Raw genomic sequence first — 17,558 nt, 5'->3', positions numbered from 1 at the left:
ACGGTGAACCCGCTCTACTGGCCCGCGCGCAAGGACGAGACCTTGCTGACCACGGCGATCTACAAGTTCCACCCCGACTTCGCGGGCAAGACCAAAATCTGGCACGGCAACCCCGAAGAGGATCACGGCCTGGCCACGATCGAGGGCGGCGACGTGATGCCGGCGGGCAACCGCACCTTGCTGATCGGCATGTCCGAGCGCACCTCGCGCCAGGGCATCGCCCTGCTCGCGCGCTCGCTGTTCCAGCAGGACGTGGTGGACCAGATCCTGGTGGCGGGCATGCCCCGGCTGCGCGCGGCGATGCACCTCGACACGATCTTCACCTTTGCCGACCGCGACTGCGTGCTGATCTATCCCGACATCGTCGACACCATCACCCCCTACATGATCCGGCCCGGCGCCAACGGCGGCTTCGACGTGCGGCGCGAGGAAGGCGGCTGGGTGGCGGCAGTCGCCCGCGCGCTCAAGGTCGACAACATGCGCGTGGTGGAGACCGGCGGCACCCACTACATGCGCGAGCGCACGCAGTGGGATTCGGGCGCGAACCTCGTCTGCGTCTCGCCCGGCGTGGTGCTCGCCTATGACCGCAACGTCTATACCAACACCCTGCTGCGCAAGGCCGGGATCGAGGTCATCACCATCTCCGGCGCCGAACTCGGACGCGGACGCGGCGGCGGACACTGCATGACATGCCCCATCATTCGCGATGCCGCCGAGTAGAACGAGTCCGACAGTTCGCCCAAACTCGTCATCCCCGCGAAGGCGGGGGCGACGAACGAATGAAACTGACGGTTCGACATCACGTGAAACGCGTTGGGGCGCCGAATTCGTCCGCGATGCTGAAATGACAGACGGCACGGAGATATCACCCGTGCCGTCCGTCATTTCGCGAATGAAGTGACTACGGCCGCTGGCTCAGCGGCAGGGCCGCCACCTGCTCCGGCGTCAAGCCGGTGATCGATTGCACCGTGCAACGCTGCTGGCCGCTTGGCCCTCTGGTCACGATCGAGACGCCCAGCCCCAGGCCCGTGCAAACGGTCGAACTGCCGGTCGTCGCCAGCCGCATGTGGCTGGTCCAGTTCAGATCCCGGCACATTCCCACCGTATCGATACGGTAGACATCGCGGCCGATCCGCAGGTTGACCGTGCGGGAATTTACCGCCCTGAAGTGCCGGGCGGAGCTGGCCTGGAAACATTGCGGCGGTTGCCGCTGCATGTTGTTCTGCTGGGATGGCGGCGTATCGTTGACGCAACCGGCCACGGCGACACAGGCGATCACCGCGACCCAGGCTGAAGATCTCGACATCGGTCTCTTCCCTCCAGTGTTCATTCCAACAATGACGCGCATCACCATCGCGAAGACGCCCCTCAACAGAGCGCTTTGCGCAAAATAGCATCACAGGAAGGGCTGCCGGGGTAGCGGCAGCCAAGCTTGACCTGCAAAGTAGTGGATCGAATTGTGGTAGAGCCGTAGCCCGGAATTGACTGTATTTGCGCTATTTCAACAAATACCAACGCTATGCAGTAATTCCGAAGCTACACTCCAATGCCCCAAGGGAACGCCCTGTTCCGAGGCATCCTGCCCCGGACCAGGCAGAGTATCCCGATCAGTGCGTTACGCGGGTGTTCTGCGCCGTGCCGCTGACGCGTACGCGGTCACCCACGCGGAAATCGCGCATTTCGCCGGGTTGGACGACCGCGATGGTTTCACCCGAATCCAGTTTGAGAGTGAACTCGACCCCCGTGGTCCGGCTGGAACCCTGAAGGGCCGAGCCGATCGCCCCGCCAACCACGGCACCGGCGACACCGCCTGCCACGTTGGCCGCCGTGCTGCTGCCGATCTGGCTGCCGCCGATAGCGCCGAGCGCGCCGCCCGCGACGGTCCCGACGTTCGTTTGACCGGGGCGAATCTCCACCTCGCGAAGCGATATGATCTCGGCGAACTGGACGGGCACGGCCTGACCCACTTCATTCCGGGAGAACGAGGATGGCCCAGGCTGAGGCGTGCAGGCACCAAGCAATGCAAAGGACGCCACGGAAGAGGCCAGAATATATGTAGGGAGCTTCATAAAATTCTCCTCGTTCGAATGACGCGGATTTTACGAGCTGTTCTAGCCCTGAGATGTCAGGGCCGCGGGTAATCGCGCCAAGATCACTCAATTTCAGATAATGACTTATCAATGACGATTGTTGAGTCGCCCAATCGCATCATACCGCATTACCTTACCCATTCAAGTCCTTCAAAATTATCCTTAAGGTGAGGATGCCATTTGAGCTTGGAGTCGATTTCATGTTATCTATACAAGTCGCATCGATTCACGGACACCACTCAACGATCCTGACAAGATAGCTAGACCAGCCTTCAAGGCAATTTCAAACCGACCTCACAAGCGTGGGCCGATACGGCGCTTTGCGCAAATTCCAGTCAATCGAACAGGAGATTTCAGATGGATCTACCGGGTTTCTGGACTTTCCTCCTGGACGTGGCGGTCATCTTCGTATTCGTCATGTGGTTCTGGCTACTTATTACCGTGCTGCGCGATCTGTTTCGCCGTGACGACGCGGGTGGATTCAAGAAGATACTCTGGGTCATCCTGCTGATCGTCGCACCTTTTCTGGGCGTTTTCCTATACTTGCTCCTCCAGTCAAAGGGGATGGCGATCCGCAACGGGCAGGAAGTGGCCAGAACGCGTGAGCAACTGCGTGAATTCATCGGCCAAAGCCCCGCGCAGGAACTGGAAAAGCTCGAAGCGCTGAAAGCCTCGGGCGCCATCACCAGCGAAGAACACGCCAAGCTCAGAGCCCGTGTCATAGGCTGAACAGGCACCACCGATGCCTCCACCGGCGGACCAGAACGCTGCCAGAGCCCCCGCGGCCAGCCCGGTCGCAAGGCTCTGGAGCGTCCGGCGCATTCGTTTCCATATTGCCCGCAGATCGTTGCTCGGACTGGTTCTGGGCACGATTTTCCTAGCCGCGTCACTCACGCCCAGCCTTGCCCCGCGCCCTCCGGTGCTGCTCGGCCTGCTGGGCGGCACGAGCTTCGCGATGGGCTATCTGCTCAGCCTGGCCCTGATCCACGTCTGGCACTACATGGGCCTGCCGGTCCGCCGCGTGCCACCTCGGGCGACGCAGGTAATCCTAATTCTCTGCGCCATACTGGCAGCGGCTTACCTCTGGCTTTCCATCAACTGGCAGAATGACGTGCGCGTCGTGCTGCACATGCAGCCCTTGTCGCACTGGCAGCTTATCAGCACCTGCATCGTCGCCCTCGTCTCCTTTGCCGTGCTCTTTGCACTCGGCCTCCTGGCGAGAACGCTTTTCCGCCGACTGACCTTGTGGCTCGACCGCTACCTGCCCCGGCGCGTTGCCATTCCGCTGGGCGTCCTGATCGTCGCCCTGCTGTTCTGGAGCATGATTACCGGCATCGTGTTCAAGGCCGGCCTCCACCTTGCCGATGCATCGTTCAGCGAACTGGACTCCCTGATCGAACCCGACCTCGCGCCGCCGACCGCCCCCCTTCAGGTCGGAAGCGCGGATTCCCTCATCACATGGGAAGAACTCGGCCGACAGGGTCGCCAGTATATCGCGTCCGGCCCCTCGCAAAACCAGATCGCCCTGTTCACCGGCGCCCCCGCGTCGCAGCCGATAAGGGTCTATGCCGGGCTGAATTCGGCGCGCAATGTCGACGAACGCGCCAACCTTGCCCTTGCCGAATTGAAGCGCGTGGGCGGCTTCAACAAGTCGATACTCGTGGTGATAGCGCCGACAGGAACCGGCTGGATCGATTCCGCCGCGATCGACAGCCTCGAATATCTCCAGCACGGCGATGTCGCCAGCGTGGCGATCCAGTATTCGTACCTTGCCAGTTGGCTGTCACTGCTGGTCGAACCGAACTACGGCTCGGACAGCGCAAGGGCCATGTTCCGGAAAGTCTATGACTACTGGAAGACCTTGCCCAGAGAGCACCGCCCGCGCCTCTATCTCTACGGCCTGAGCCTTGGCGCGCTAAGCTCCGAAAGCTCGCTGGATCTGTTCGACATGATAAACGATCCGATTCAGGGCGCGCTCTGGGCCGGGCCGCCGTTTCCCAGCCCGCTCTGGCAGTCGACAACGCGGAACCGGCAACCCGATTCGCCCTCCTGGCTCCCCCGGTTTCGCGACAGTTCGGTGGTCCGGTTCACAAACCAGCAGGATCACCTGACCATTCCCGGTGCCTCATGGAGCCGGATGCGGATCGTCTATCTGCAATATGGCAGTGATCCGATCACGTTCTTCACGCCCAGCTCGTTCTACAGACAGCCCGAATGGATGATCGGCAAACGCGCGCCCGATGTCTCTCCCACGTTTCGATGGGTGCCCGGCGTCACGTTTCTGCAATTGAGCGTGGACATGATTACCGGGATGGAGACACCTCCCGGCTTCGGGCACGTTTTCGCGGCGGACGATTACGTCAACGCCTGGGTTGCCGTGACGCAGCCCGCTGGCTGGAACGAAGCCTCGCTTCAGCGGCTATCGCAAGACCTGAACGCGAGACAGCGGCCGGACCAGACGCAGGCACAGCCATGATGGACCGAGGCCCTTTCATTCGTCCCGTCCATAGAGTTAACGCGACTTAAATTATACTAACAAAGTTATTTCGCAACTGCAGCAAACAACGCCACAAAGGTTGCTCCATCTTGTCTATCCTTTAGAAATAGTGCTACATTAATTTTCCCTCACCAAGAAGGAAAAGGCCAATGAACTTCAATCGTGTCACACTTTCCTGTGCCGCCTTGATTGCAGTCAATCTTGCGGCACTCCCTACTCCGTCTCTGGCACAACCGGCAGCCACACCCACGGCATTTGAACGCGCCATGCTGAGCGTGCTGGATGCCCCCACCCGCGCACAGGTCGAAAAGCGGGCCGTCCATGGCAACACCGTTTCCGGCGTCATCGGCACGATCCTGCTCAATAACTACTATGGTGCGGGCGCAAGAAACCCGGGGCAGGCCCTCTCGGTCGCAGCGGTCGATTTCGGGCGCGGCACGGTCATCTTCCGGCGCGCGCCCAATGTGCTCGAATTGCAGCGGTTCGATCCGCATACGCTTCGCATGATCCGGTAACGCCTCGGCAGCCATCAAGAACAACGCGGCCCGGTGCCCTTCCCGGCATTGGAGCGGTGATCGAGCCGGCGATAGTCGTGGCAAGACTTCGACTATCGTCGACTGCGGCACAGGCTAACCCATAGACGTGCCGCCTGATCGCGCACCTAGGCGACCTCACCTTCAGATCGATCAGAAAAGCCTGACGTCGTATACTGCGACATCGGCTTGGAAACACCCGCCGCCGGAACGCCTACACAGCGATTCCCACAAGTGGACTCCGGAAACAGTTCAATCCTTTTTACTCGACGAAAGGTATTACCATGGCCCTTCGATCAAGTCTGGCGATGTTGGGCATCGCTACCTGCCTTATTGGAACTTCGATCGCGCTCGAAGCCGCCGCGCCCGCCACGCAAAAAGCCGAAGTCGTTGAACGCGACAGCCGTGGACGGGCAACGTCCGTCCAGATCGACGGCACCGTCTACAAGGTCTGCACCGCCCAGATCACGGACAGCTGCATCAACCCGCGCCAAGCCGGGCTGAACTTCGGCAATCAACCCCTTGGCCACTGGCCGGACGAACCCACCGGCGGGAAGCCGGCGAAGAAGTAACACCTCTCGCCAACAAGACTGCCGCCGGGGCGGGAGCGTGGCACAAGCCGGTTCCGCCTCGCGGCAGGCCCCTGAGCCATACGACGCTGCCTGAGGTGGCCGACACACGCTCGATGCCCTCGCGGTTTGAGCATGTGCTCGGCCATCCGCACATGGCGCCCCGCCACGGCAAACTCACGCATACAGGATCGCCAGCAAAACCGCGAAAGCTCGACGACCGCACGCCGCATTGGGGCGCATCCGCCCCCACCAACCCCGGATCCACGATAACAGATATATGCGAGTGGATTGGATGGTGAGCCCTGCTGGGTTCGTCACCACTTGAAAAATTCGCTCGTAAATCCAATATCCCTTGCTTTTCAGCGGATTTGATGACCGTAGTGCGAGACAAACTGTGAGACAATCTAAGGCAAGGGAAGAGGAATTGGCGGCTGCGGTAAGGTATGTGCGAAAGCGCAACGATGTCTTCCAGTACGAGCGCCGGGTTCCCGAACGAGTGAAGCGTGATGCCGGACAGTTCGCCATGCACTTTGGCTCCAAACCTCTGTTCCGCCGCTCTCTTCGGACAACCAGCCTTGCGGAAATGCATGCAGCTTGCATTCCTGTTCATCTTGAATTTGAGCAAAAGGTTGCCGCTGCTACGGGGCAAGTCTCTGTCGCCCCCGTCACCGCAATCACTATTGCTCCCGGAGCTTCGCGGAACGTCACCCAGACTGATCTGGACGAACTTGCGGACCTTTATCGTCGGCTGGTGATCGAACCTCTTGAGCGCGCTCACATTCACGCTGACGCCAATCCGGCCTGTGCCGAAGAGTATGAGCGACTCATCTACGATCTTGAGCTGGACGCCGAGGACGATGCCAAAGCGCTCCACATACGGGGCCCCGGGGACGGTCAACGTGAAACGCCAGCCGACAATGCCGCTTGGGTAATCGCTAACCGTGGTTGGAATGCGCCTATCGGTTCGCGTGAATTCGGGGCAGTGGTAGGAGCCATTCGCGCAGGCACCCTACAGGGCCGCAACGAGGCTCAAGCACTTATCTTGGGTGAGACAGCCCCTCGACTCGGGAATACCGTGTCATCCGAAACACAATCTGTCCAAACCCTCCGAGAAGCCGTAGAAGCTTATCTCAAGCAAAGAGACCTTCCAGCAAGGACCGTCACTGAGGTGCAATCCTCGCTCCGATTGTTTGAAGGCTTGATAGGCAATAAGCGGCTGGATGACCTGACCCGGGCAGACTTTCAAACCTACGCTGAACACCTCGCTTCACAGACCATTGGCGGCAAAACCGCTGGCAGCGTCACCAGACCAGCCAGCCCCGCTACTTTGCGGAAACGGATCGGGCTGCTTCGAGCCGTAATCAATCATGCCATCGACACTGATAAATTTACGGGCAAAAATCCTGCCAGCGGCATAAAAGTGGATCGCTATGCAGCCCCCCCGAACAAGGCAATGATGCCTGAGAAGCGGCGCTTCACAACCCACGAAATGAACCTGATTTTCAAACATCCTTGGTTTACAGGGTGCAAATCCGCAACACCGTCGCAGTCACATCAGTCAGGCACCCATCGCCTAATGGGTTCGGAATACTGGGTGCCGGTAGTTGCCGCATATACGGGATGTCGAGCGAGTGAATTGGGAGGCATGATGCTAACCGAGGTCGTACTCGACAGCGAGACTCCCCATTTCGTCATTCGCGATAATAAATGGCGCCGAACCAAGAAAGGTGAGGCACGCAAGGTGCCCCTTCTGGACGCCCTCGTCGAACTTGGATTTCCAGCATACGTTGATCGCATTCGCAAATCCGGTGCAGAGCGACTTTTTCCTGATTGGGCACCTCCAAACGGCAAAAACACCGATCGCAATGACGACAAGCAATGGTCGAATGGAAGGGTGATCCGGTCCTTCAATCGCACCGTGATACGCCAAATGCTTGGCGACAGCCTTCCTTCAAATGCGAGGCAAGAAGTGACCTTTCACGGGTTTCGCGGAGCGTTCAAGGCCATGCTGAACCATAAGGATTACGGGCTGCACCCCAACTACATTAATGAGGTTGCCGGGCATGAAAAGGATGGAATGGACACGGCCTATATTGGAGAAATAGGTATTGAAGACACTTATCCCGCGATGCGGGCGTGCCGACACAATGGCCTCGTAATACCCAAATTAGAAAATCAAAAATTTGGTTAAGGGTATTTTCGATTTTAAGCCCCATACAGCTCGATTTTATAAATTTGGCACTCATGGCGCATTTTTCCCACATTTGCGCCGTATGAGCTTTAAAATGGAAAATAGCGGGTACTGGAAGTTCAAAAAGCCCCCTGCACCGCCCGAGAAGGAAATTTACTCGTTTGTTGTGCATTATCCAATTTTCTGAGCGATCCGATTGCAATGTGTCTTTCAAACCGTTGCAGTATCGCCATAAACTCCCATTGCATCATATTTTTATAATTTTGAATTGTTAAAAATCAATTTGATATTAACGCAATAATGCCAATATAAACTTGTTAATGAAGTTATATTGTAAATTTAAATAAACATTAATAAATACCTCGGAATTAAAATACTCATTACGTCGCACAACAATAGCGGTTGCGATCTGCGATAACCTTGCCATCCTACACAGACGGATGCGCAATTTGCCCATCCCCGCTTACGAACAGCACAATGCACCGCCATTATGGCGCATAACCCCTGCCCGCCCGGCTAAGGGGCGAATTCACGCACCCTCCGGCTTCGAAAGCGTTCCACGTATGTATATATAGAAATAATTCTTCTTATGATTTCCTTACCCACCCCCTCCTTCCCTCTTTCCTTTAATAAAAGATGTTTTTCTATTGAGTCCCTTAATCTCTTACAATTTCTTTCAGAACAATCAAATCCTTGCTCTGGTCGACGAAGGAAGGTCTCAAAGGAATTTATTCAAGCTTTAGATTTCACAGTATCAGCCCTTCTTTTACAATCCAGCGTAGACAAGAATGTCTTCCTATTTCGATCCATGGGAAGAAGTAACTTTAAAGAAAATTGGATGACCGAACAGAAAGTAGGCTACCGACCTTTCAAATCGGTCGTTGAAGGACTTTCTAAAGCCGGATACCTTGAAGTCATCAAAGGCTATAAAGAAACATTCAATATCCACGAAAAAGGAATCGCGACACGATTTCGTGCTACCGAGGCCCTAATTTCTCTTGCCAGCGATCACGGGATACGACTGTCGGATTGGTCGTCCCATTTCGAACTTCTACCGAGGCCAAAAACGGTCGAAGCCCCAGTTCAACTGCGGGCAAATAATTGGAAGAACCGGCAAGGAATCAAGTGTTCTGGCGGCTCAATGCCCGTCGATCTTGAAGACCCAGCCGTAATTGGTTTTGCCAACCAAGTTAATGAAATTAATGCATTCATGGCGGAGCAGGATATTCAACCCGCTGAATGGCACTTCGCCTTTTCCCGCATCTTTGGTCAGGGCGATTTACCGGATTTCAATTGGAACAAGGGCGCCCGCCTGTATTCCTACGGCTACGGGGAGAGCTACCAACAGGTGAAGAAGGCAGAGCGGAAACGCCTATCGATCAACGGCGAACCGATTGCCGAAGTAGATATTCAAGCAAGCTACCTTACTATCCTGCATCATCTGCTGGGAGCGCCCCCGCCGGAAGCAGACCCATATGATATTCCCGGCATCCCCAGAGGGGTCGTGAAAATTTGGGTGACGATAACGCTTGGCAATAACGGATTTCACCACCGCTGGCCCAAGGAATCCAAACAGCGCTACGCCGAGCAGAGTAAAAGCGAGCAGGCCGATCTAGAAAGGGATCACCCCTTCAAATCCACACAGGCGACGATTCTTGAGCATCTGCCATTGCTGAAAGACTGGCCCAACTGTGCGGTTAGATGGGGCGACCTGCAATTCCTCGAAAGCTGCGCCGTGATCGACGCCACGCACCGCCTAGCGATGGAATACGGGATACCGGCACTCCCTTTGCACGATGCTTTGCTTGTGCCGGTATCGAAGGCCAATATCGCGAAGGAAGTTCTATCGGAATGCTTTTACCAAAAGGTCGGCATTCGACCAAAGATCGCCATCAAATAGACGGCGACGCGGACGCCGATTTAGTGGCGCACCGGTGTGAGCTTTCCGAAACTTTCGGCTCGGAACTGGAAACCCAACGGTAACGAAGCTGGAACGCCCTTCTATGACTTCGGGTGTGCGTTGCGGGGTTCAATTAAGAACCCCGTCAATCATCCAAGTCTATATACAGCCTTCGATAATCTCGCGAAGATTACCGTCTTCTCTCGGATTAGCAACGTACATTATTTTCCTATCATGCCCTCTATCGTAAATACGAACACCAGACTGGACAATATAGGAGTCAATTTCAACCAAACCCTCACCATGTATTATTAGCGGACTTTCGATCTTACTACCTATGCAATATTCAAGATTAAGCTGACTTTTCTTTGAATCATACTCACCCCTCACATCTCTTTCCCAACGTTTTTCAGGAACGACCGCACTCAAGGGAGAGCATATGGCAGTAATTGAAGAAATTACTATGATATGTCGTATTAGACCCAACTTCATGAAGCCCCCTCCACTGTTCCACCAATTCTTAAACAGGCTACTCGCCCAAAGCATAATCGCTGATGATTTTCGACTTAAATCCGTCGAAATCTGCGTCGAACGCCTTCATATATCGAATTTTTGTGGGGAGGGGATCAATACTTAGCCCAGCCGGAACCGCCGCATCTAATGCGGCAGAGTAAGCCTGCCTTGCCGCATCGACCTCGGCAGAACAGGCACCATCCATTACTAGCTTGAGAGTATCGGGGCTGACTTTTTTGGTTTTGGCTTTAGCCACTGCATTCTTAATACAATTGTTCCGCGCAGTTCTTGCTTGCTCAGCTACATCGTCTGCACTCTGCGCCATTGCTGTAGACGGAAAAAGAACAACGGCGACCATCGCCACGAGAAGCGAACGCATAATTTTCCCCCATGTTCACCGCACCGTCCCGCCAGCCGGGACGGTTAGTCGCGCGTGAACACAGGGAACCGCGCCCTGCGTATTCCCCGAAGGTATTTTATTCAGCAGGCCGCCCGACCTGAATTGGCCGAGTACCTGTGTTCACCGCGCGAATGCGGGCCAGCCCTCACGACTAAGATCGGACCAGCAACAATCCTTTAGATGCTGGGAGCCCTTGAGTCTACGGTGCTTTCCATCCGACAACCACCGCTCAACGCCTTATCTCTCAACACAAAGCCCGCGCCGTTTAGATGAGGGTCAAAACTTGTACCTAGTGTGCCCCCTTCTAATCGGCTTGCTGTTAGGGTTAGAAGATAGCGTCTTGCATTATGATCTATAGCTCATAATAAAAGTGTATCTTGTGAGCGATTCGAAGGCGCATCTATGAGCAGGCTGGCATACTATCGGGTATCGACTGGCGATCAGTCTATTGAAGCACAGCGTTCGTCATTGACCGGCCCTTTTGACAAAGAGTTCGTTGACGAAGGCGTATCCGGCGCAATCCCAGCCGAAAGCCGTCCTGGCTTCGCTGCCATGCTGGACTACGTTCGCGAAGGTGATGTCATTCACGTTGCCGCGATTGATCGGCTGGGCCGTGACGCCCTTAACGTCCAAGCCACCGTCCGAAAGTTGATCGAAAAGGGTGTTACCGTTGAAGTGCTTGGCCTTGGCGCTATCGCCAAGGGTGTGGGTGAACTCATTGTCGCCGTGCTTGCTCAGATTGCGGATATGGAGCGCAACCGCATCAAAGAGCGCTGCGATGCAGGTCGAGAAGCCGCTAGGGCATCGCTAGAGGCAACAGGGAAGACACACAGAGGGAAGGTAAGCCTTGGTCGTCCCTTTGCCGCTGACGCGGCGCATGTGGCTCAATGGCGGAGGGATAATAGCGCCAGCATCAAGACGACCGCTCAATATTTTGGAGTCTCAGTCGCAACTGTAAAGCGCTATTGCGCTGAAACATACGCTCCCACCTGTGCGACCGATTTCCAGTAAAACTCTCCCCTATCCCACAAAAATTGGGCCATCTAATTTTGCCATCAGACACTATGCGCTACGAAATACAATAATTCAAATCACTGGTCCCGCGCTACGTAAATTTGCATCCTTGTCTATTTCAAGAAGAAATTCACGAGCAAAAGCGGAATATTCTGTCGATCCTCCAATCTCGTTCTCAAACAGATCATCAACGATAACGCGGCGGACATTTTCATCCGTCGTTTTTGAAATTATGTGCACTATGTTTGATATAGCTGCGAGACGCTCAACTCTCTTTTTAACAAGATCATCTCTATTCAGTTTCAGCTTCTTTTCTGTAACAACCGCCTTAGGACTTTCAGGCTTAGCATAGAGCATTGGACCGAAGAATTTGAAATGCTCAACGGGATCGTCGCTGTATGGATCGATAACGTTAGTTTCGGCGCTTTTATATGTATTACACATATCACAGGCCAAAGTTAGGTTATCCCAGCGATAGATGTCATCTATGTTAGCGGATTTAGGATGTATATGTTCAACATCACCAAAGCTAATATGCCTAAGAAAGCTTTCACAATAAGCACATTTTCCATTGGTTTCTACAATCAGAGATGCCTTTATGTCTGCGTGACGATATTTTGATTTATCGCCATCAGTTGGTATCTCACCCGAAGAAATTTTATCTTTAATCACATCGAGCCAATTTTGAGCATTTTCTTTGAGCACTGCCGGCTCATCCACCTTTTCCAGCTTGATCATTGATCACCAACCAACCGAGACAGCGCCTCTGGATAAAATTCAGAAAACCCAGCAGAATTGAGATCAGCCCTCAACCGCGATAACGTCTCTCTGCTCACGCTCTCAGCTTCATAGCGCTTTACGATATCTTCAAAACGCCCCTGCGCCCAAGGCGGAATACCCGCATTTACGCCAAGGACCTCATCGAGAATTTCACTCGCTGTTCCTGCCTTACGGCTCTGATCCAGAGCAATTGACCGAACGCGACGAACTGTACTCGATGGGAACCCATTCTCCGTCGCCGGATCAGTGTATTTGAGGGCATAGACATTAGAGTCTTCAACCGCAGACACAATAAATGGGCTATGAGTAGCAACAATAAATTGCGCTTTAGGAAATGCCGAAATCAAATTCGCCAAAAGACTGCGCTGCATTGACGGGTGAAGATGATTTTCAGGTTCATCGATGGTAATAACAAATGTCTCGTTTGACAGTGAGAACAAATATATTTGCCAAGCAATTTCAATGATTGCTGAAACACCACCCGACGATGAATCAAGAATAAATTCACCAGTCCTACTCTTAATTACCACATCAGGCGGTCGAACCGACATTTTCTGAAAGCCAATTTCCTTCGGAAGAACCTTCCGAAGGATACTATTGAACCCCTCAAATGCAGTTAGAAGCGCAGGATTCGGCTCTAAATGGCTATTACCCTCCCCAAAGGCCGCCATGGCAATGAGCGTTTCTTTCATTCTATAAAACGGTGTATATTGGGTGTGCCCTCCGTTTAATCGATTATATATCTCTCCTACATATTGATTATACGCATTGGATAATCCAGCCGATTGGAATGACAAAGCCTGCACAGGCTGGTAATGCGAAACCACCCTGTGAGAAGTAATAGGGACGCCTAGAACATTTTGTTGATTATTAATCGCAATATCAAATTGGTTAACCTGCTGTTCGTGAAACCCCAAAGAACCACTAACACCATTATTGTAGTTTATCTTACCGATTTCAACAAATTGACCGTTCGTTGGCGCCGCAATATGGGCCGCAAATGATAATGGATCACCGGAACGAACGAATTTGGGCAGGTATTCATCAAACTCATCGCCGCCGCCACGGTCAAACTCACCATCATCCAAATAGAATGGTGGATCAGAGTAGTTGTAACCTAAATCGTATGATATACCGGATTTAGTTTTTCTTGGAGTAGAGAGAAATGGCCTAGAGTATCCAAAATGTTTTGAAAACATATTTAAGATACTACTCTTACCAGCACCATTAGACCCTGTTATGATTGTAAGCTTTGGGTGGACATCGATGGAAACATGCTCAAATTGACGCCAATTTCGGAGGGAAATATTCTTAAACAGTATACTCATACCCACCATCACCCACTCTTCGAGCCAATGTCCTTAAATAGATCGGACTATGCGCTCATGAGGACACAATCCCATGACAACGCATCAGGCAGCAACTCTCCGCACCTCGGCCAGCGATGATCATCGGTCAAGCACTCTTCGCCCGAAGCCCGACTGATGTTCGAAAATTTAACCTCTCCCGGAAAACTTGGGCACTGCTTTCTGAAACGGAAGCCGGATCGCCACGGCATTTTAGCCCGTTGGCCCCTCAATCCTGCTGACTGACGACTTTCAAATGGGCCCGTCAAAAGTCCACTGCGCCCGCGTTGGCAGCTACTATAAGGTGCTCACGCCGCCCCATCGCTACCACTTGATCAGCCCGGCCGATATTAAACCGAGCACCCCCTCGGGTGAAGCCAACCGAATTGTCAGGAAGCTGGGTCAGCGAGACATAATCTACCCATAGCCGAGGATCGCTCGAAAGCATCGATATGGCGTGACCGGCTTCGTGCACAGCAACGTAGGCGGTGGGCGTTTCATGCAGTCTCGATGGCGAGTTTCTTGTCGGCAATCCAGCCCATTTTGGGGCGCTTCGACGTGCGAGACAAATTGCGAGACAATCGCCCCTAAAAACCACCTAAGTCATTGATTTTTCATAGGTGGTGAGCCCTGCTGGGTTCGAACCAGCGACCTACTGATTAAAAGTCAGTTGCTCTACCGACTGAGCTAAGGGCCCCCGTTTCCGGGCGCCGCCGTGAACGGCGGCGGAAGGGGTCACCTAAGGGCAGGTCGCGCCTTGGTCAAGCGGGCATGAAGCTGGTTTATCGTCAGGCCTGTCAAAGGATCGCGCCAGCCCCCCGCAATCCGCCGCGCGGGGCCCAGCACGAAGTCCCTTTCGCGGAACGCCGGGTGCGGGATTACAAGGCTTTCATCGCCCTCTCCCGCCGCCCATGGGCCGCCATTCCACAACACGATATCGAGGTCCAGCACGCGCGAACCCCAGGCCGCGCCCATGCGGCGGCGGCCGAACTTGTGTTCGATCTTGTGCAGTTTGTGCAGCACTTCGTCGGGCTCACGCTTGCTGCGCACAAGCGCCACGCCATTGGCATAGCGACGGCGCGAGGGGCCAAGCGGCGCGCTCTCGATCACCGGCGAGGCCGCCAGCACTTCCATCTTGCCGTGATCCAGCGCCTCAAGCGCGGCGGCGAGCACCTGTCGCGGTCCGCCGTAACGCGGGTGACGCATGTTGGAGCCGAGCGCGACCAGATACCTGTGTTTTGCCAAACTGCCCGGCTCCCTTTTTGCGATTTCAGATGTCTTGCGCGATGCGCGTGTAGAGCTGCGGCCGGCGATCCCGGAAGAAGCCCATGCCCGCGCGGTGCTTGGCGGCGCGCGCGAGGTCCAGCGTGGAGACCAGCACGCCGGTCTCCTCCTTGCCGAACTCCGCGACATAATCGCCCCATTCGTCGGTGATGAACGAGTGGCCGTAGAAAGTCTGCTCCGTTCCGCATTCCGATTCGACGCCGATGCGGTTGGCGGCAATCACCGGCATACAGTTCGATACCGAGTGGCCCACCATCGCCCGGCGCCACATGCGGCTGGTGTCCAGCGTGGCGTCGTAGGGCTCGGAGCCGATGGCGGTGGGGTAGAACAGCAGTTCCGCGCCCATCAGCGCCATCACGCGCGCGCATTCCGGGTACCACTGGTCCCAGCAGACGCCCACGCCGACCTTGGTGCCGAGAACGTCCCACACCTTGAACCCGTCATTGCCGGGGCGGAAATAGTACTTCTCCTCGTAACCGGGGCCGTCGGGGATGTGGCTCTTGCGATAGGTGCCGATGATTTCGCCATCGGTGCCGATCATAGCCAACGTGTTGTAGTAGTGGTGGCCGTCGCGTTCGAAGAAGCTGGTGGGGATCACCACCTTCAGCTTCGCCGCCAGCGCCTTCATCGCGATCACCGAGGGATGCTCGGCCGTGGGGCGGGCGATCGCGAAGAGTTCCTCTTCCTCGGTCTTGCAGAAGTAGGGGCCGGAGAACAGCTCGGGCGGCAGCACGATCTGCGCGCCCCTGGCGGCGGCTTCCTCGACCAGCGTGGAGACGGCGGCGATGTTCTCGCCCTCGTCGGCGGAATTGAGCGCGAGCTGGAGCGCGGCAACGGTGATCTGGGTCATGAGCGAGCCCCTATCAGCCTCGCTTGCGGAACAGAAGCGTCATCCGGTCGCTCTCGCCGATGGCGAGGTACTTGTCGCGGTCCTGATCCTTGAGCTGGAGCGTGGGCGGCAGGGTCCAGACGCCGTCAGGCCAGTTCGCACTGTCCTTCGGATTGGCGCTGACTTCCGACTGGCCGACAAGATCGAAGCCCTGCGCCTGCATGAACTTGATGACATCAGCCTGCCGCAGATAGCCCTTCGAACCGTCCGCATAGGCATCGGGCGCATCCGGCTTGGCGCGGTGCTGCTCGATTCCGATCAACCCGCCGGGCTTCAGCAAGTCACGCATCGCCGCCACTTCGCTGGTCGCGATGTTCCAGCGCAGCATGTTGTGGAGCATGCGCGGGATGATGATGACGTCGAACGTGCCCTTCTCGCCCGCCGGGATCGCGCCCAGCGTATAGGCGGCAAAGCGATCCGCCGGCAGGCCGGTAAACTGGGCGACATGGGCCGGATAGCTGGCCGCGCCCTTGCGGATGCCGTCCTGAGTCTCGGGCTTGAAGGCCGGGCTGTCCGGATTGAAGTAGAGCCCCACCAGATGCCCCTGCGACCCGAGGTAGAGCCCCAGCAGGCGCGAGTACCACTCACCGCCCGGCGCATATTCGCCCACCTTCGCCGTCGGCGAAACGCGGAAGAAGCTCAGCGTCTCCACCGGGTGGCGGTACTTGTCGCGCGCACGGTCCGCATCGCGCAGCGGGTTGGCGGCGGCCAGTTCCAGCAGCGCCTCGCACCCCTTGCAGGCGGCCGGCACTTCCTTTGAATCGGGGTCGGCGGCCATGGCGGGCACGGGCGCCGCAAGAATGCCAAGGAACGTCGAAAGGGCGATCAGGGCGCGGCGCATGGGCAAGTCTCCCGTGGAATGTCGGTCGAAGCGCGAAGGTAGTTGTCTCGCCGCCAATGACAAGCCGCACTTGTGTACCTATCTAGCGACAAACTCCCCCTCATGAGGATCTGGAATACAATGGAAACGGCAATCGTTGCAGGCGGATGCTTCTGGTGCACCGAAGCAGTGTTCCGCGATGTGATCGGCGTGGATTCGGTCGAGAGCGGCTATATCGGCGGCACTGTCGCCAACCCCACCTACAAGCAGGTCTGCGCCGGCGACACCGGCCATGCCGAGGCGATCAAGGTGAACTACGACCCCTCGGTGCTGTCCTACGGAGACCTGCTGGACGTGTTCATGGGCACGCATGACCCGACGCAGCTGAACCGCCAGGGCAATGACGTGGGCACGCAGTACCGCTCGGCGATCTTCCCGCTGAACGATGCGCAGGCCGCCGAGGCCGACGCTGCCCTCGCCCGCGCCAATACCGAGCTTTCGGGCAAGGTCGTCACCACCATCGAAGGCTTCGCCGACGGCGCGCAGCAGGACGCATGGTACCCGGCCGAGGACTACCATCAGGAATACTGGGACGGCGAAGGCCAACGCAATCCCTACTGCCTCGCGGTGATCCCGCCCAAGCTGATGAAGCTGCGCAAGAGCTTCCAGAACAAGGTCAAGGGCTGAGCTCTTTCCCGCCGGTTGCGCTGTTGTGGCGTGACTGGCGGG

The 17,558-nt window shown here is 56.0% G+C and carries 17 protein-coding genes and 1 tRNA gene; 9 read left to right on the top strand and 9 right to left on the bottom strand.

The genetic code is table 11. The annotated features are described in order from the left end of the window. The coding region (locus EDF56_RS17020) for an arginine deiminase family protein (protein WP_243652654.1) at positions 1-720 on the top strand (720 nt) is incomplete at its 5' end. 181 nt (positions 721-901) lie between these two features. Here EDF56_RS17020 and EDF56_RS17015 read toward each other — a convergent pair. Next, positions 902-1,306 carry a DUF6491 family protein gene (locus tag EDF56_RS17015; RefSeq protein ID WP_132389512.1) on the bottom strand — a complete coding sequence of 135 codons (405 nt, stop codon included), beginning with the start codon at positions 1,304-1,306 and terminating at the stop codon, positions 902-904. A gap of 301 nt (positions 1,307-1,607) precedes the next feature. After that, complete coding sequence (locus tag EDF56_RS17010) at positions 1,608-2,069, bottom strand: glycine zipper 2TM domain-containing protein (protein WP_132389510.1); 462 nt, start codon at positions 2,067-2,069, stop codon at positions 1,608-1,610. A gap of 378 nt (positions 2,070-2,447) precedes the next feature. Between EDF56_RS17010 and EDF56_RS17005 the strand changes: the two genes are divergently transcribed. From EDF56_RS17005 to EDF56_RS16980, 6 genes are all read left to right on the top strand, one after another. Further along, the gene (locus EDF56_RS17005) at positions 2,448-2,819 is read left to right on the top strand and encodes an SHOCT domain-containing protein (protein ID WP_132389508.1); all 372 of its coding nucleotides are present in this window, start codon (positions 2,448-2,450) and stop codon (positions 2,817-2,819) included. 118 nt (positions 2,820-2,937) lie between these two features. Then, a complete protein-coding gene (locus tag EDF56_RS17000) occupies positions 2,938-4,566 on the top strand; it encodes an alpha/beta-hydrolase family protein (protein WP_207904725.1) in 1,629 nt (542 codons plus the stop codon). Positions 4,567-4,736: 170 nt separating this feature from the next. Then, complete coding sequence (locus EDF56_RS16995) at positions 4,737-5,102, top strand: hypothetical protein (RefSeq protein WP_132389504.1); 366 nt, start codon at positions 4,737-4,739, stop codon at positions 5,100-5,102. Positions 5,103-5,404: 302 nt separating this feature from the next. Next, positions 5,405-5,692 carry a hypothetical protein gene (locus EDF56_RS16990; protein ID WP_132389502.1) on the top strand — a complete coding sequence of 96 codons (288 nt, stop codon included), beginning with the start codon at positions 5,405-5,407 and terminating at the stop codon, positions 5,690-5,692. A gap of 394 nt (positions 5,693-6,086) precedes the next feature. After that, positions 6,087-7,883: a tyrosine-type recombinase/integrase gene (locus EDF56_RS16985; protein WP_132389500.1), complete on the top strand. Its 1,797-nt coding sequence runs from the start codon at positions 6,087-6,089 to the stop codon at positions 7,881-7,883. Positions 7,884-8,721: 838 nt separating this feature from the next. Beyond that, positions 8,722-9,783: a hypothetical protein gene (locus tag EDF56_RS16980; RefSeq protein WP_132389498.1), complete on the top strand. Its 1,062-nt coding sequence runs from the start codon at positions 8,722-8,724 to the stop codon at positions 9,781-9,783. A gap of 529 nt (positions 9,784-10,312) precedes the next feature. On the opposite strand, the gene EDF56_RS16975 is transcribed toward EDF56_RS16980, so the two are convergent. Further along, positions 10,313-10,675, bottom strand: a complete 363-nt coding sequence (locus EDF56_RS16975) for a hypothetical protein (RefSeq protein WP_132389496.1) — start codon at positions 10,673-10,675, stop codon at positions 10,313-10,315. Between the two features lie 423 nt (positions 10,676-11,098). On the opposite strand from EDF56_RS16975, the gene EDF56_RS16970 reads away from it, so the two are divergent. After that, positions 11,099-11,707 (top strand): recombinase family protein, encoded by a 609-nt coding sequence (locus EDF56_RS16970; protein WP_132389494.1) that lies wholly within the window; start codon positions 11,099-11,101, stop codon positions 11,705-11,707. Between the two features lie 75 nt (positions 11,708-11,782). Here the strand turns inward: EDF56_RS16970 and EDF56_RS16965 are convergent, their stop codons facing one another. The 6 genes from EDF56_RS16965 to EDF56_RS16940 form a co-directional block, all read right to left on the bottom strand. After that, positions 11,783-12,448, bottom strand: a complete 666-nt coding sequence (locus EDF56_RS16965) for an HNH endonuclease (RefSeq protein WP_132389492.1) — start codon at positions 12,446-12,448, stop codon at positions 11,783-11,785. Continuing rightward, a complete protein-coding gene (locus tag EDF56_RS25985) occupies positions 12,445-13,818 on the bottom strand; it encodes an AAA family ATPase (protein ID WP_165912224.1) in 1,374 nt (457 codons plus the stop codon). The genes EDF56_RS16965 and EDF56_RS25985 overlap by 4 nt, the downstream gene beginning before the upstream one ends. Positions 13,819-14,457: 639 nt before the next feature. Beyond that, a tRNA-Lys gene (locus EDF56_RS16955) sits at positions 14,458-14,533 on the bottom strand. A 38-nt stretch (positions 14,534-14,571) separates the two neighbouring features. Further along, the gene (gene folK / locus EDF56_RS16950; protein WP_132389490.1) at positions 14,572-15,081 is read right to left on the bottom strand and encodes a 2-amino-4-hydroxy-6-hydroxymethyldihydropteridine diphosphokinase; all 510 of its coding nucleotides are present in this window, start codon (positions 15,079-15,081) and stop codon (positions 14,572-14,574) included. 25 nt (positions 15,082-15,106) lie between these two features. Further along, positions 15,107-15,970, bottom strand: a complete 864-nt coding sequence (aguB, locus tag EDF56_RS16945) for an N-carbamoylputrescine amidase (RefSeq protein WP_132389488.1) — start codon at positions 15,968-15,970, stop codon at positions 15,107-15,109. Positions 15,971-15,983: 13 nt separating this feature from the next. After that, positions 15,984-16,850 (bottom strand): class I SAM-dependent methyltransferase, encoded by an 867-nt coding sequence (locus EDF56_RS16940; protein ID WP_132389486.1) that lies wholly within the window; start codon positions 16,848-16,850, stop codon positions 15,984-15,986. Positions 16,851-16,970: 120 nt separating this feature from the next. Between EDF56_RS16940 and msrA the strand changes: the two genes are divergently transcribed. Continuing rightward, entirely contained in the window at positions 16,971-17,516 is a 546-nt protein-coding gene (msrA, locus tag EDF56_RS16935; protein WP_132389484.1) for a peptide-methionine (S)-S-oxide reductase MsrA, read from the top strand. The last annotated feature ends 42 nt before the right edge of the window (positions 17,517-17,558 follow it).

This window comes from Novosphingobium sp. PhB165 (assembly GCF_004341845.1).
Lineage (GTDB): Bacteria > Pseudomonadota > Alphaproteobacteria > Sphingomonadales > Sphingomonadaceae > Novosphingobium.
The sequence above is the reverse complement of the archived record's forward strand: the minus strand, read 5'-3'. Positions and strand labels throughout refer to the sequence as shown.